The sequence below is a fragment of the Mycobacterium neumannii genome, from assembly GCF_002245615.1.
GTDB lineage: Bacteria > Actinomycetota > Actinomycetes > Mycobacteriales > Mycobacteriaceae > Mycobacterium > Mycobacterium neumannii_A.
Genome location: NZ_NKCO01000004.1, coordinates 14,694 through 29,266 on the forward strand (window position 1 = coordinate 14,694; position 14,573 = coordinate 29,266).

13 protein-coding genes and 2 pseudogenes are annotated in these 14,573 nt (G+C 67.8%); 6 read left to right on the plus strand and 9 right to left on the minus strand.

Going from position 1 to position 14,573, the window contains the following annotated elements; all coding sequences use genetic code 11:
* Positions 1-7 precede the first annotated feature (7 nt).
* The 4 genes and pseudogenes from CEX88_RS06550 (at position 8) to CEX88_RS06565 (ending at position 3,406) form a co-directional block, all read left to right on the plus strand.
* Positions 8-681, plus strand: a pseudogene (locus tag CEX88_RS06550) (methyltransferase family protein).
* Positions 682-683: 2 nt separating this feature from the next.
* Entirely contained in the window at positions 684-1,358 is a 675-nt protein-coding gene (locus tag CEX88_RS06555) for a methyltransferase family protein (protein ID WP_094293086.1), read from the plus strand.
* Positions 1,359-1,436: 78 nt separating this feature from the next.
* Positions 1,437-2,720 (plus strand): DUF222 domain-containing protein, encoded by a 1,284-nt coding sequence (locus tag CEX88_RS06560; RefSeq protein ID WP_094292871.1) that lies wholly within the window; start codon positions 1,437-1,439, stop codon positions 2,718-2,720.
* A gap of 101 nt (positions 2,721-2,821) precedes the next feature.
* Positions 2,822-3,406, plus strand: coding sequence for a DUF4126 domain-containing protein (locus tag CEX88_RS06565; protein ID WP_094293087.1), 585 nt, complete (start codon positions 2,822-2,824; stop codon positions 3,404-3,406).
* 15 nt (positions 3,407-3,421) lie between these two features.
* On the opposite strand, the gene CEX88_RS06570 is transcribed toward CEX88_RS06565, so the two are convergent.
* Positions 3,422-3,670: a hypothetical protein gene (locus CEX88_RS06570; RefSeq protein ID WP_064420203.1), complete on the minus strand. Its 249-nt coding sequence runs from the start codon at positions 3,668-3,670 to the stop codon at positions 3,422-3,424.
* A 147-nt stretch (positions 3,671-3,817) separates the two neighbouring features.
* Positions 3,818-5,033 (minus strand): annotated as a pseudogene (gene glgC / locus CEX88_RS06575) (glucose-1-phosphate adenylyltransferase).
* 131 nt (positions 5,034-5,164) lie between these two features.
* Between glgC and glgA the strand changes: the two are divergent.
* Positions 5,165-6,334 (plus strand): glycogen synthase, encoded by a 1,170-nt coding sequence (gene glgA, locus CEX88_RS06580; RefSeq protein WP_094292872.1) that lies wholly within the window; start codon positions 5,165-5,167, stop codon positions 6,332-6,334.
* 18 nt (positions 6,335-6,352) lie between these two features.
* On the opposite strand, the gene CEX88_RS06585 is transcribed toward glgA, so the two are convergent.
* The 7 genes from CEX88_RS06585 to CEX88_RS06620 form a co-directional block, all read right to left on the minus strand.
* Positions 6,353-6,520: a DUF3117 domain-containing protein gene (locus CEX88_RS06585; RefSeq protein ID WP_005059648.1), complete on the minus strand. Its 168-nt coding sequence runs from the start codon at positions 6,518-6,520 to the stop codon at positions 6,353-6,355.
* Positions 6,521-6,665: 145 nt separating this feature from the next.
* Positions 6,666-7,313: a DNA-3-methyladenine glycosylase I gene (locus tag CEX88_RS06590; RefSeq protein WP_094292873.1), complete on the minus strand. Its 648-nt coding sequence runs from the start codon at positions 7,311-7,313 to the stop codon at positions 6,666-6,668.
* Positions 7,310-7,663, minus strand: coding sequence for a DivIVA domain-containing protein (locus tag CEX88_RS06595; RefSeq protein ID WP_094292874.1), 354 nt, complete (start codon positions 7,661-7,663; stop codon positions 7,310-7,312). The genes CEX88_RS06590 and CEX88_RS06595 overlap by 4 nt, the downstream gene beginning before the upstream one ends.
* A gap of 301 nt (positions 7,664-7,964) precedes the next feature.
* Entirely contained in the window at positions 7,965-8,912 is a 948-nt protein-coding gene (locus CEX88_RS06605; RefSeq protein ID WP_094292876.1) for a glucosyl-3-phosphoglycerate synthase, read from the minus strand.
* Complete coding sequence (gene folP, locus CEX88_RS06610) at positions 8,909-9,733, minus strand: dihydropteroate synthase (RefSeq protein ID WP_094293088.1); 825 nt, start codon at positions 9,731-9,733, stop codon at positions 8,909-8,911. The genes CEX88_RS06605 and folP overlap by 4 nt, the downstream gene beginning before the upstream one ends.
* Positions 9,734-9,863: 130 nt before the next feature.
* Positions 9,864-11,645, minus strand: a complete 1,782-nt coding sequence (fadD6, locus tag CEX88_RS06615; protein ID WP_094292877.1) for a long-chain-acyl-CoA synthetase FadD6 — start codon at positions 11,643-11,645, stop codon at positions 9,864-9,866.
* Positions 11,646-11,694: 49 nt separating this feature from the next.
* Positions 11,695-12,270: an LOG family protein gene (locus tag CEX88_RS06620; RefSeq protein ID WP_068195676.1), complete on the minus strand. Its 576-nt coding sequence runs from the start codon at positions 12,268-12,270 to the stop codon at positions 11,695-11,697.
* A 195-nt stretch (positions 12,271-12,465) separates the two neighbouring features.
* Between CEX88_RS06620 and CEX88_RS06625 the strand changes: the two genes are divergently transcribed.
* The gene (locus CEX88_RS06625; protein ID WP_094292879.1) at positions 12,466-14,559 is read left to right on the plus strand and encodes an AAA family ATPase; all 2,094 of its coding nucleotides are present in this window, start codon (positions 12,466-12,468) and stop codon (positions 14,557-14,559) included.
* Positions 14,560-14,573: the final 14 nt, after the last annotated feature.

Below are 14,573 nucleotides of genomic sequence, written 5' to 3' on the forward strand. Positions count from 1 at the left end.
TGGAATCGTGAAGGTCACGCTTCAGCTGCTGGCGTCGGCCGTCGGCGGGATCCTGTTCATGGGTGTTCTGCTGTTCTTACCCGCCGGAACCTTCGACTACTGGCAGGCATGGGTCTTCATCGCGGTGTTCATTGTCGGCACCATGGTGCCGACCGTATATCTGGCGGTGAAGTATCCCGACGCCCTACAGCGGCGACTGACTACGGGGCCGTGGGCCGAAACCCGCTGGGCGCAAAAGCTCATCTACGTCGGCCTCTACATGACGGTGGTGGCCGCCGGAGTCCTCAGCGCGCTCGACCGCCGGTTCGGCTGGTCGACGGTGCCGACGGCGGTGGTGGTGCTCGGCAACGTGCTGGTGCTGGCCGGGCTCTTGCTGGCAAAGGCGTGGTCATCCAGAACAAATATGCCGCAGCCACGATCACCATCGAACGCGACCAACCGCTGGTGTCCACCGGGTTGTATGGCGTTGTGCGCCACCCGATGTACGTCGGCGCGTTGATCATGATGGCCGGTATGCCGTTGGCGCTCGCGTCATATTGGGCCTTGCTCACGGTCATTCCCGGTTTCTTCGTGTTCGCGGCGCGTATCACCGACGAGGAGAAGGCCTTGCGGCAGGAACTCGATGGCTACGACGAGTACATGGAGAAGGTGCACTACCGCCTGGTGCCTGGAGTGTGGTGATGATGAAAACCGTTGCCCAGGCGACAGCTACGTCGCTCATTGGCTTCGTGGTGTTCGGTCTACTGGTGTTTGGATCTGCAGGGACGTTCGATTACTGGCGTGGGTGGGCGTTCATCGCGGTCTTCGCACTGGCCACTCTGGTCCCGAGCGGCTATCTGGCAAGACGGAATCCAGAAGCCCTGCGCCGTCGCATGCAAGCGGGTCCGCGAGCTGAAACACGACCTGTTCAGAAGCTCATCATCGCCATCGCCTTCATCTCGATGGCCGCCATGATCGCGGCGAGCACGCTGGCCTTCCGCTTCGGCTGGTCCTCGGTGCCAGCGATCGTTTCGGTGGCCGGACTCGTCCTCGTCGGAGGCGGACTCACGATCGCGATGCTGGTTACCATCCAGAATGGTTATGCCGCAGCAAATGTCACCGTCGAGCCGGGTCAACAGCTGTCATCCACAGGCTGGTATGGAGTCGTCCGGCACCCGATGTACTTGGGCAATGTGATCCTGATGATCGGGGTACCGCTCGCTCTGGGCTCCTGGTGGGGTCTGGTCTTCGTCCCCGTCGGCCTCGCGATCCTCGCCCTTCGGGTCCGCGACGAGGAAGCGCTGCTCGCCGACGACCTGGCCGGCTACCCCGAGTACATGCAGAAGGTGCGCTACCGATTGGTGCCCTACGTCTGGTGAAGCCGGACGGTCAGCCCGGCCCCACGACGACGCGGCGTCGCGCGAAACGTGTCACCCGCTTCCGCTAGAATCGCACACATGTTCGAGAAGCTGGCGGTCATTGATACCGAAGCCGATGAGGCGACGTTGATCGACTGCATCGCCGAACTCGAGCACCTCAAGTCCGTTGCCGCCGCCGGCCAAGCCAGGCTCACCGCGGCACTCGACCAGAAACGCCGCGCCCGCGAGGCGTCCGAAGGCGTTCCCGCCGCCAAGCTCGGCCGCGGTTTGGCCAACGAGATCGCGCTGGCCCGCCACGACTCCCCCAATCGCGGCGGTCGTCATCTCGGCTTCGCTCGGGCCCTCATCCACGAGATGCCTCACACCCTTGCCGCGCTGGAAGCGGGGGCGCTCTCCGAATGGCGGGCCACGCTGATCGTGCGCGAGTCGGCCTGCTTATCCGTGGAGGACCGCGGAAAACTTGACGCCGAGATGTGCGCGGCCCAATCCGAACTCGAAGGAAAAGGCGATAAGCGCATCGCCGCAGACGCAAAGGCCATCGCCTACCGGCTCGACCCGCAAGCCGTCGTCGACCGCGCCGTGCGCGCCGAACGTGAACGGACAGTGACCATCCGCCCTGCACCCGACACGATGGCCTACGTGACCGCGCTGCTGCCCATGACACGCGGCGTATCGGTCTACGCAGCGCTCAAGCATGCTGCCGACACGACCTTCGACAACCGGGGGCGCGGACAGGTCATGGCCGACACGCTTTATGAACGCGTCACCGGTCAGCCGGCCGACGTCCCGGTGCCGGTGGCGGTTGACCTCGTCATGGATGACGACACACTGTTCGGCGGCGGTCCGTCTCCGGCGCGAGTTCCGGGTTACGGTCCGATCCCCGCCGCGGTCGCCCGCCGCCTGACGAGCGACGCGATCGCCGACAAGCGCTCCAGAGCCACGCTCCGCAGGCTGTACCGCCGACCGTCGTCCGGTGCGCTGGTCGCCATGGAGTCACGGGCGCGGCTGTTCCCCAAAGCCCTTGCGAAGTTCATCGCCTTGCGCGACGACACGTGCCGCACCCCGTACTGCGACGCCCCCATCCGCCACACCGACCACGCCGCCCCCCACGCGGCAGGCGGGGCGACCAGCGAGGTCAACGGAGTTGGCGCGTGCGCAGCCTGTAACTTCGCCAAGGAAGCCCGGGGCTGGCGGGTCGTCACGGGACGCAGCGGCGACGGCGTCCATACTTCCGAGGTCACCACTCCGACCGGTGCCCGTCATAGATCGAAGGCACCACCGCTGCCCGGGTCGCCGCACACGCGTGCGAGCAGGATCGAGACCGCTTTCGCTGACGTCTTGGGCTGGCGCGACGCAGCCTGATCCAGAGCGTCATCAAGGCGATCACGGCTAGCAGCGCCGAGGTCTCGGTAGTGCGCGGGAAGCGGCTTTGACGGGTCGTCTACCGGTCGATAATGGCGGATGTGGAACTGCTGACCGGCCTCGGCCTGGCGACCGCGGCGGGGCTCAACGCCTATATCCCCCTGCTGGCGCTCGGTCTGCTGTCGCGGTTCACCGACCTGGTCGCCCTGCCCGCCGGCTGGGCCTGGCTGGAGAACGGCTGGGTGATGGCGATCGTCGCGACGCTTCTGGTCGTCGAGATCGTGGCCGACAAGGTCCCGGCGCTGGACAGCGTCAACGATGCCGTCCAGACGTTCGTCCGGCCGACCGCGGGCGGCATCGTCTTCGGTTCCGGCACCGCGGCGCAGACGTCGGCGGTCACCGACCCCGGCGCGTTCGCTCAGTCCGGGCAGTGGATTCCGGTGGTGATCGGTGTCGTCGTCGCGCTGGTGGTGTCGCTGACCAAGTCGACGGTTCGTCCGGCGGCCAACGTCGCCACCGCCGGGGTGGCCGCACCGGTGCTGAGCACGGTCGAGGACGGGGTCAGTGTCGGACTGGTCCTCGCCGCGATCCTGGTGCCCGTGCTCGTGTTGGTGGCCGTCGTGGTCCTGGCGTGGCTGGCGGTCTGGATCCTGCGGCGACGGCGCCGCAACGCCGCAGCGAACTGACTCCGGGTCCCGCTCTCACGTCAGCGTGGTGACGTAATGGCCGCCGGAGAAGACGTCGATGTACCTGTTGCCGCTGATGTCCTTGTAGCCGCAGGTCGACACCGAGCCCTTGTTGGTGTAGGTCCCGCCGGCGGCTTTGCACTCACTCTTGATCGTCTTCTCCGAGAGCTTCTCGGCGTGCGCGGCCGGCGCGGTCGTGGTCATCAGGGCGCCGACGGCGATCGCGCCGGCGGCGACCGCGGCCGTGATGGTGTTGCGTCTCATCGTTGTCTCCTGTGCTCGTGGCCCTGCGGGCCGTTTTGACAGGAGCCAGCGTGAAACACCACGGCACAACGCATAAGGAGGCCGATGCCGAAACTCGTCGAGTGCGCATCCGGGTCTGGCGGACGGTCCGCGCTAGGGGGTTAGGGGTTAGATCCAGACACCCTTACCGACCGCGACCACTCCCCCGGCGCTGATCGCGAACCGTTCGCGGTCCTTGTCGAGGTCCACCCCGACCATCTCGCCGGGGCCGACGACCACGTTCTTGTCCAAGATCGCGTGGCGCACCACCGCGCCGCGACCGATGCGGGCCCCGGGCATGATCACGCTGCCCTCGACGATCGCCCCGTCGTCGACGACGACGTTGGACGACAACACCGAATTCCGCACGGACGCAGCCGAGATGATGCTGCCGGCGCCAACGACCGACTCCTGCGCCGAACCGCCGTTGACGAACTTCGCCGGCGCGAGCATCTCGGACTCCCCGCGGATCGGCCAACGCTTGTTGTAGAGGTTGAACACCGGGTGCACCGACACCAGGTCCATGTGCGCGTCGTAGAACGCGTCGAGGGTTCCCACGTCGCGCCAGTAACCGTGATCGCGTTCGGTCGCACCGGGCACTTCGTTGTTGCTGAAGTCGTACACCGCCGCCATGCCGTCGTCGACCAGACGGGGGATGATGTCGCCGCCCATGTCGTGGTCGGAGTGGTCGTCGTCGGCGTCGGCGCGGATCGCGTCGATCAGCACCTTGGTGGTGAAGATGTAGTTGCCCATCGACACGAACGCCTCGTCGGGATTGTCCGGCGTGCCCGGCGGGTCGGGGGGGCTTCTCGATGAAGCTGCGGATGCGGCCGGACTCGTCGGCGTCGATGACCCCGAACGCGGTGGCCTCCTGGCGCGGTACCCGGATACCCGCGACTGTCGCGCCCGCGCCGCTTTCGATGTGGAACTGGACCATCTGCTCGGGGTCCATTCGGTAGACGTGGTCGGCGCCGAACACGACGATGTAATCCGGATCTTCGTCGTAGATGAGGTTCAGCGACTGGTAGATCGCGTCCGCGGAACCGGTGTACCACCGCGGGCCGAGCCGCTGCTGGGCCGGGACGGGCGTGATGTACTCACCAGCGAGGCCCGACAATCGCCAGTTCTGGGAGATGTGACGATCAAGTGAGTGCGACTTGTATTGCGTCAGCACGCAAATCCGCAGATACCGCGCATTGACCAGATTCGACAGCACGAAGTCGATCAGGCGGTAGGCGCCACCGAAGGGAACGGCGGGCTTGGCTCGATCCGCGGTCAACGGGTAGAGCCGCTTGCCCTCCCCGCCGGCCAGGACGATGCCCAGCACGTGTGGCAGTTCCCTCATGCTTCAAACCTATCGGCCGCTTCTGTCCTGGGCTACCCATTCCACGACGAGTCAACGTCTCCGACGCAGATACGGCGGCTCCGACGCGATCACTCCTGCGGCGGCTTGCGCCCGTAACTAGGGTCGAAATCATGCGGGTGGCGATGATGACTCGGGAATATCCACCCGAGGTCTACGGCGGGGCGGGGGTCCACGTCACCGAGTTGGTCGCTCAGCTGCGCCGCCTCTGCGAGGTCGACGTGCACTGCATGGGGGCCTCGCGTGCGGACGCGATCGTCGCGCAACCCGACCCCGCGCTGATCGGCGCGAACGCCGCGCTGTCGATGCTGTCGGCCGACCTCAACATGGTCAATGCCGCCGCACATGCGGACGTGGTGCACTCGCACACCTGGTACACCGGCCTGGCCGGCCATCTCGCCGCACTGCTCTACGGGGTGCCGCACGTGCTGACCGCGCACTCGCTGGAGCCGATGCGCCCGTGGAAGGCCGAACAGCTCGGCGGCGGCTACCGGGTGTCGTCGTGGGTGGAGAAGACGGCGGTGGAGGGCGCCGACGCGGTGATCGCGGTCAGCTCCGGTATGCGCGAGGACGTCCTGCGCACCTATCCCGCGTTGGACCCGAACCGGGTCCACGTGGTGCGCAACGGGATCGACACCGAGGTCTGGTATCCGGCAAGCCCGGAGCCCGGCGAATCGGTGCTGGCCGAACTCGGCGTCGACCCGTCGCGGCCCATGGTGGCGTTCGTCGGTCGGATCACGCGGCAGAAGGGCGTTGCCCATTTGATCGCCGCGGCCCACGATTTCGCCCCCGATGTGCAGCTGGTGCTGTGCGCAGGAGCGCCCGACACCCCGGAGATCGCCGCGGAAGTGACCGAGGCGGTTCAGCATCTGTCACATGCCCGCACCGGAGTCTTCTGGGTTCGCGAGATGCTCCCCATCGTCAAGATTCGCGAAATACTATCCGCTGCAACTGTTTTCGTATGCCCATCGGTGTACGAGCCGCTGGGCATCGTGAACTTGGAGGCGATGGCATGCGCCACGGCGGTCGTGGCCTCCGACGTCGGCGGCATTCCGGAGGTCGTGGCCGACGGGCACACCGGGCGGTTGGTGCACTACGACCCGCAGGACGCCCCGGCGTACGAGAGCCGGTTGGCCGCGACGGTCAACGAGTTGATCGCCGACCCCGAGAGGGCCCGCCAGTACGGCGAGGCCGGGCGGCAGCGCTGCATTCACGAGTTCTCCTGGGCCCACATCGCCGAGCAGACCTTGGAGATCTATCAGAAAGTCGGCAATCCGGCGTAGCCGGTCACCTCTGAACCGTCAGCTCGTGACGTTCTTCAGTTCGTCCCCGAGCGCGGCGGCCTCATCAGGGGTCAGCTCGACGACGAGTCTCCCGCCGCCTTCCAGTGGTACCCGCATCACGATGCCGCGCCCCTCCTTGGTTGCTTCCAGTGGACCGTCGCCGGTCCGGGGCTTCATCGCCGCCATCGAGTGCTCCCTCCAGATGAGCCGGCCCGCCCGCGGGCTCGGTCGGGGCCGAGACTGCCCACTCGTTTGACATTCCCGGCACTGAAACTGCTACTGAACGCCTCTATTGTTCCCTATCGGCGCCGTTCGGTGTGCAAAGACCCGGCTAAGGCCGCTTCCCGGGTGCCGCTGAAGTCGCCGGTACCCAGCAGTCGACGGTGTGATCGTCGACCATTCCGGTCGCCTGCATCAACGCGTAGGCGGTCGTGGGTCCCACGAAGCGGAAGCCGCGGCGCTTCAGTTCCTTGGCCATCGCGGTCGACTCGGGGGTGACGGCCGGAACCTCGGCGAAGCTGGCGGGCCGCGGCCGGGGTGGCGGCGCGAACGACCACAACAGCTCGGCCAGGTCGGTCCCCGCGTCACGCAGGTCGGCCGCCGCTCGCGCGTTGGCGATGGTGGCCTCGATCTTCGCGCGGTTGCGCACAATCCCGGCATCGCCCATCAACCGCGTGGTGTCGCGCTCGGTGTAGCGCGCGACCCGGTCGATGTCGAAACCGTGGAACGCGCGGCGGAAGTTCTCCCGCTTCCGCAGAATCACCAGCCACGACAGCCCGCTCTGGAACGCTTCGAGGCTCACCCGCTCGAACAGGGCGACCGAGTCGCGCAGCGGCCGCCCCCACTCGGTGTCGTGATAGTCACGGTAGAGAATGAAATCAGCTGGAGCCAAACGTGATTCGTCGATCCACGCGCAGCGGACACGGCCGTCGGGTTCGACGGAGGGTTCTTCGGAGGTTTCCGGGGCGGCGGCGCTCACGACTCGTCCTCGGATTGCAATGCGTGCGCGCCACCCTCGATGGGCTCGTCGTCCTCGATGCCGTGTGTGGCCCGCAGGGTGGCCAGCTGGCCGCGCAGCAGGTCGAGTTCCTGGCCGAGCCGGTCGAGCACCCAATCGACTTCGCTGGTCTTGTAGCCGCGCAGCGTCTGGGCGAACTTGACGGCGTCGACGTCGGCGCTCGTCACGCCGGAGGCGGGCAGCACCGTAGCGGTGGTCTCCCGCGGCAACGGAGGCAGCGGTTCACCGCGACCGAACACGACGCTGCCCACGGCGAACAGCACCACGGCGATCAGGACCAGTACGACCAGATACAGCAGAACCAGGCTCACGGTCTCGATACTGCCTCAGAGCGCCGACATCCGGCGGACGACGATCAAGCGGCGAGGGACGAGCCGCGCTGAGGAGTCCGCCAATTCAACCCGGCGGACGACGATCAAGCGGCGAGGGACGAGCCGCGCTGAGGAGTCCGCCAATTCAACCCGGCGGACGACGATCAAGCGGCGAGGGACGAGCCGCGCTGAGGAGTCCGCCAGTTCAAACCGGCGGACGACGATCAAGCGGCGAGGAACGAGCCGCGCTGAGGAGTCCGCCAATTCAACCCGGCGGACGACGATCAAGCGGCGAGAAAACTCAGCGCGGGCGCAGGGTCACCATCGGGGGGCGGTCGGCCAGCGACACCGACGACGTGCGCGGCGTGTAGTCGTGGCCGTCGGCGAAGAACTGCGTCAGCCCCACACCGGAGTCCGGCACCCCGCAGCGCGACAGGAGCGTCGCGATCACCTGGCGGCTCATGCTGGCCAGCTCGGTCAGCGGCCGGTTGCGGTGTGTGCGAACACCGAGGTTGACCTGGGCGATCCCGTCGAGGCCGAGCCGGTCGTAGGCGTCGATCAGCAGACCGATCTCGACCCCGTAGCCCGGCGCGAACGGTACGGACGTAAACAGCTCACGAGTGCCGGCGTATTCACCGCCCAGCGGTTGCAGGATGCAACTGAGCTCCGGCCGCAGGGAGGCCAGCAGCGGCCGGGCCACCAGCTCGGTCACCCGCCCGCCGCCGTTGGCGTCCTCGCTGCCGCTGACCTTCAGCGGCCTGCGGTAGAAGCCCTTGACCAGGTGCACACCATCCGTGGTGAGCAGCGGACCGACCAGCTTGGGCACGAACATCGGGTCGGGGTCGATCAGGTCCGAGTCGACGAACACCACGACGTCACCGGTCGTGGCGGCCAGCGAGCGCCACAGCACTTCCCCCTTGCCGGGTTGCGGAGTCACCTCCGGCAGCGCCGCCTCGCGGCTGATCACGCGCGCACCGGCGGCCAGGGCGCGGATCTCGGTGTCGTCGGTCGAGCCGGAATCCAGCACGATCAGCTCGTCGACCAGCCCACCGAGCAGCGGGGTGATGGTCTCGACGACGCTGCCGACCGTCTCTTCCTCGTTGAGGGCGGGCAGCACCACCGAGATGGTGCGGCCCCGTTTGGCGGCTTCGAGTTCGGAGACTGTCCACGTCGGCCGGCTCCAGCTGTGGTCGTTGAGCCAGCGTGCGATGACGACGTCAGTAGCGGGAAGTTCGGGTGTGAGTGTCATGCCAGTCCCCTCACCGTGCGCGTCGGCGGCCGCCCGCCCTGGATCGACGCGACCATTTCCAGTACACGCCGAGTCGGTCCGACCTCATGCACCCGGAACATCGCGGCTCCGTCTGCGGCCGCCAAGGCGGTGGCTGCAAGGGTGCCCTCCAGGCGTTCGGTCAAACCCACACCCAGAGTCTCCCCGACGAAATCCTTGTTGCTGAGCGCCATCAGGACGGGCCATCCAGTGTTTACAAGCTCTTTCACATGGCGCAACAAACTAAGACCGTGATGAGTGTTCTTGCCGAAATCATGCGTCGGATCGATCAGCACGGCGTCGCGCGCCACCCCCGCCGCGACCGCGCGTTCGGCCGCCGCGGTCACCTCTGCGATCACGTCGTCAACGACGCCGCGTTCGGTGATTCCGTAGTTGACCCGGAACGGCCTGGTGCGTGGTTGTGCGCCGCCGGTGTGCGAGCACACCAGGCCAGCACCGAACTCCGCGGCCACCTCCGGCAGCGCCGGATCGTGGCCGGCCCAGGTGTCGTTGATCAGGTCGGCTCCGGCCGCGCACGCCTGTTTGGCTACCGCCGAGCGCCAGGTGTCGACGCTGATCAGCTGATCGGGATAGGTGCCGCGCAGCCATTCGATGAACGGAACGACGCGCGCGATCTCCTCTTCGGTGTCGACGGTGTTACCCGGGCCCGCCTTCACCCCGCCCACGTCGACGACGTCGGCGCCGTCCTCAATCACCCGGTGCGCCGCCGCCTTGGCCGCCTCGTCGGTGAACGCGGCGCCGCGGTCGTAGAAGGAGTCCGGAGTCCGGTTCACGATCGCCATGATCAGCGCTCGATCGGCGGCGACGGGCCGGCCCAGGAAGCGACCCGAGTGCGTGTTCACTCTTCCAGGCTACGGTCGTGCCGTTTGTGGAGTTCCGCGGCGCTCACGGCAGCTGCGGCTCCACCAATCGCTAGTTTTTGGGCTTCTTTCCCTCGGCGACCTCTTTGGGGTAGTCGTCGTAGAACTCGACGTAACCCTCGTCGCGGCCGGAGAGCACGTAGATCGGATCCTCGATCTCCTCGACGTTGAAGCCCTCCTTGCGAAGGTCGACCTTCTGGCTCTTGAACGTCGACGTGTACGCCAGCTCCTCGACCACCCGCACGAACAACGGCACCGCGTAATTGGGCAACTTGTCGTATGCGGCCTTGGCCAGCGCCTTGCCGTCGAACTTCTCGCCCTCTTTGAGCTGGATCGCGGCCATGCCCGCGCGTCCGCCTGCGCCCTCGACCTCGACGCCGAACACGGTGCACTCCTCGACCTGCGGTGCGGCGGAGATGGCCGTCTCCACCTCGGTGGTGGCGACGTTCTCGCCCTTCCACCGGAAGGTATCGCCGAGCCGGTCGGTGAACGACGCGTGCCCGAACCCCTGCGAGCGCATCAGATCGCCGGTGTTGAACCACACGTCGTCGTCGCGGAACGCGTTGCGCACCAACTTCTTTTCGGTCTCTTCGCGATCGGTGTAGCCGTCGAACGGCTGGAAGTTGCTGACCTTGGACAGCAATAGGCCAGGCTCCCCGGTGGGCACCTTCTTGACGCGGCCCTTGTCGTCGCGCAGCGGATCGCCGGTCTCGGGGTCGTACTCGACGAAGGCCACCGGCGACGGGCAGATACCGGTGGACTGCGGAATGTTGAACACGTTGACGAAGGCGGTGTTGCCCTCGCTGGCGCCGTAGAACTCACACACCCGGTCGATGCCGAACCGTTCGGTGAAGTCGTTCCAGATCGCCGGGCGCAGACCGTTGCCACAGATGACCCGCACCTTGTGCTTGCGGTCGGTGTCCTTGGGTGGCTGGCTGAGCAGGTACGAGCAGATCTCGCCGATGTAGACGAACGCGGTCGCGTCGTAGCGGATCACCTCGTCCCAGAACTTCGACGCCGAGAACTGCTTGCCGATCGCCAGCGTCGCACCGGAGTTCAGCACCGACGACAAGGCGACCGTCAACGCGTTGTTGTGATACAGCGGCAGACAGCAGTAGAGCGTGTCCTTGCTGGTCAGCCGCATTCCGAGGCCGCCGAACCCGGCCAGCGCCCGCAGCCAGCGGTAATGCGTCATCACGCTGGCCTTCGGCATGCCGGTGGTGCCGGACGTGAAGATGTAGAACGCGTTGTCCTTGGCGAGCACCGCCGCGGTGGTCGGCGGGTTGCTGGTGGGCGCGGAAGAGGCCAGGCGCTTGAGGTCGTCGATGGTGAGCAGTCCGTCGGTGTCGGCGCCGGACTCCGTGATCGGCTCGACGAAGTCGGTGTCGGCGACGACGGCCTTGGCCTCCAGCAGCCCGAGGCTGTGCTTGAGCACGTCGCCCCGCTGGTTGTAGTTGAGCATGCCGGCGATCGCGCCGCACTTGACCGACGCCAGCATCAGCAGCACGGGCTCCGCGGAGTTGCGCAGCATGATGGCGACGACATCGCCGTGGCCCACGCCGCGGGCAGCCAGGATCGCGGCGTAGCGGTTGACGGTCTCGTTGGCCTCGCGATAGGTGATCTGCTCGTCACCGAACCGGAGGAACACCTTGTCGCCGTAGCGCGCGGCGCGGTCCTGGAAAACCTTGCCGATCGAGGTTTGGGCCGAGGGCCGGGCACCGAAACCGGTGACGACGCCCCGCAGGATCGTCGGCAGGTCCGCGATCAGGCCCGGCGCGCGGGCGGCGATGTCCAATAAACCGACGCTGCGGCGAATCCCCGACTTCTCGGTCATGCGCGTTCGTCCCTCCCTGTTCGTTTGTCGCACACCCTAGTGACCGTGTTCATGGCGGTGGCGCACACGCCGTCATGGCCGACTCGACGTCGACAGCGACGACCAATCGGTCCAGTGCCCCCTGCGCGACGTACCCGCTGTCGCGCAGATCGTGCAGCCATGCCAACAGCCCGTCGTAGTGCCCGATGGGGTCGAGCAGCACGACCGGTTTGTCATGCATACCCAAATAACCCGCTGTCCAGGCTTCGAAGAATTCCTCGAGCGTGCCGATGCCTCCGGGCAGGGCGATGAACGCGTCCGCCCGCCCCTCCATGACTTCCTTGCGCTGACGCATCGTGTCGGTGACGACGAGTTCGTCGGCGTCGACGTCGGCGACCTCGCGATGCACCAGCGCCTTCGGGATGACACCGACGGTGTGTCCCCCGCGGGACCTGGCCGCCGTCGCCAACGCACCCATCGCCGAGACGTTTCCGCCGCCGGAGACCAGGCTCCAACCCCGCTCGGCGATCGCCACCCCAACCTCCTCGGCCAGCCCGATGAGCTCGGGGTGCATCGGACCCGACGCGCAGTAGACACACACCGCCCACTGACGACCGGACTCGCGAGCGTGGGGTTCAGCGGACACGAGCACAACCTAGCCGCACGACGATCAAGCGGCCCCAGCCGCGTTGAGGAGTGCGGCGATCGAATTCAGCCGCACGACGATCAAGCGGCCCCAGCCGCGTTGAGGAGTGCGGCGATCCATCTAGCCGCACGACGATCAAGCGGCCCCCGGCTGCGTTCAGGAGTGTGGCGATCGATTTAGCCATAGACTCCGGCGGTGCCGATTGAGTGGGTCACCTCGCCGCCCGGACCGGCACTCGATTCGATCGAAGCCGGTCTGCAGAAGCGTTCCGGCGCCGTCCTGATCGGTCCCGCCGGCGTGGGTAAGACGACGCTGGCGCGAGCGGCCGCAGAACGGCTCGCCGGGGCCTACCACCGCGTCGACTGGGTCACCGCCACCGCGCCGATGGCCGCGGTCCCGTTCGCCGCGGTCAGTCGTCTCATTGACGTCGCCGACACCGGCAAGACCGCGGACGTTCTGCGCAGCGCCCGCGACACTCTGGGGGACGGGCGCCTGCTGGTGGTGGACGACGCTCATCTGTTGGATCCGTTGTCGGCTGCGCTGATCTACCAGCTCGCGGTCAGCGGCGCCGCCGCGCTGATTGTGACGGTGGCGCCAGCCGGGGTGATGGCCGACGGTGTCTCGGCGTTGTGGGACGACGGCCTCGTCGAGCGCATCGACCTCGAGCCGCCGGGTCACGACGACCGTCGCGTGGCGGCTTCGGTCGGCGAATTCGTCACCGCCCTGCCGGACGCCGCCTACCGCGTTTTGGAGTACCTGGCCGTCGACGACCCGCTGGCGCTCGACGAGCTCGAAGCCTTGGTCGGTCCGGAATCGGTCGAGGCCGCAGCGGCATCGGGCGCCGTCGTGGTCGATGACGGTTGGGTGCACCCGGCGCATCCGCTGTTCGCCGACTCGGTGCGCGAGGCATTGGGCGGTCCGGAGCTGCGCAGGCTGCGGGGTGAAGTCGTCGACCGGCTGGCCGGGCGGGCCGGTCACGGCGCCGTCGACAGGTTGCGCCGCGCGGTGCTGGCGCTCGACAGCGACAGTCCGCAGGGACCCGCCGAGCTGTCCTCGGCGGCCGCGGAGGCGTTGCGACTCGGCGATCTGGTGCTCAGCGAACGGCTCGGCCGCGCCGCGCTGCAGCGCGCACCCGACGACCTGTCCACCCGGTTGACGCTGGCGTACGCGCTGGCGTGGCAGGGCCGAGGCCGCGACGCGGACGCGGTGCTCGACGGCGTGAACGGCGCCGCGCTGTCGGAGACCGAGCTGATGGCGTGGGCGCTGCCGCGGGCCGCCAACCAGTTCTGGATGCTGTCCGAGCCCGAGCGCGCCACAGCGTTCCTGCGTGCGACACGCAACCGGGTGTCGTCGCCGGCCGCACGCATCACGCTCGATGCGTTGTCGGCGACGTTTGCGATGAACGCCGGGAGCGTGTCGCGGGCGATGGAGGTGGCCGCCGACGTATTGGCGTCGCCGGACGCCGACGACACCGCGATCGGTTGGGCGGCGGCGGCAGCGGCGTTGAGCTCGGCGCGGACGGGCCGGTTCGCCGATGTCGACGCGTTGGCCGAGCGGGCGATGGCCGCTGGACATCCGGGGCTTCTGCGGTTCACGAGCGGATTCGGGCAGACGACGGCGTTGCTGATGGCAGGTGAAATGGACCGCGCCCAGCAGCTTGCCCAGCGGCTCACCGACTTCGCGCAGCTGCAACAACCGGGGCGCGCGATCGGTGAGGTGCTGGTGGCCGACGTGCTGATCGCCAAGGGTGAGCTCGAGGAGGCGGTGCGCCTTCTGCGCCGTGCGGCCGCGGCGCTGGCCCCGACCGGCTACTCGTGGGGGCCGTTGGCGTGGATGCTGCTGGCCCAGGCGCTCGGTCAGCTCGGTGCGGGTGTCGAGGCGGGAAAGGCATTGGCGCGCGCCGAGTCTCGGCACGGCTTGAAGTCGATGCTGTTCGCCCCGGAGTTGGCGCTCGCACGGGCGTGGACGATGTGGGCGCGCCGCGACGAGCACGGCGCCGTCGCCTCGGCCCGTGAGGCGGTGCGCAGTGCCGAGCGCGGCGGCCAGACGGCCGTTGCGCTGCGCTCGCTGGTGGACGCGGTGCGGCTCGGCGACATGCGGGCCGCGGACGCGATCGAACGGGTGAGCACCGAATGTGACTGCACGACTGGGCGGTTGGCGCTGGCGCACAGCCGGGCGCTCACCGCGCGGAATGCCGCCGCGCTGGCCGAGGCGTCCCAGGGCTACGCGGCGTGCGGGTGGCACGGCGCCGCCGCGGACGCCGCAGCCCAAGGCGAAGCGCACCGCTGAAATTCGTGTCAGGA

What these genes read in the sequence shown, in the direction of transcription:
- CEX88_RS06605 (WP_094292876.1), bottom strand. Translation starts at nt 8,912, where the DNA reads ATGACACTCACACCCGAACTTCCCGCTACTGACGTCGTCATCGCACGC.
- CEX88_RS06560 (WP_094292871.1), top strand. Translation starts at nt 1,437, where the DNA reads ATGTTCGAGAAGCTGGCGGTCATTGATACCGAAGCCGATGAGGCGACG.
- CEX88_RS06585 (WP_005059648.1), bottom strand. Translation starts at nt 6,520, where the DNA reads ATGGCGGCGATGAAGCCCCGGACCGGCGACGGTCCACTGGAAGCAACC.
- CEX88_RS06555 (WP_094293086.1), top strand. Translation starts at nt 684, where the DNA reads ATGAAAACCGTTGCCCAGGCGACAGCTACGTCGCTCATTGGCTTCGTG.
- CEX88_RS06570 (WP_064420203.1), bottom strand. Translation starts at nt 3,670, where the DNA reads ATGAGACGCAACACCATCACGGCCGCGGTCGCCGCCGGCGCGATCGCC.
- fadD6 (WP_094292877.1), bottom strand. Translation starts at nt 11,645, where the DNA reads ATGACCGAGAAGTCGGGGATTCGCCGCAGCGTCGGTTTATTGGACATC.
- folP (WP_094293088.1), bottom strand. Translation starts at nt 9,733, where the DNA reads ATGGCGATCGTGAACCGGACTCCGGACTCCTTCTACGACCGCGGCGCC.
- glgA (WP_094292872.1), top strand. Translation starts at nt 5,165, where the DNA reads ATGCGGGTGGCGATGATGACTCGGGAATATCCACCCGAGGTCTACGGC.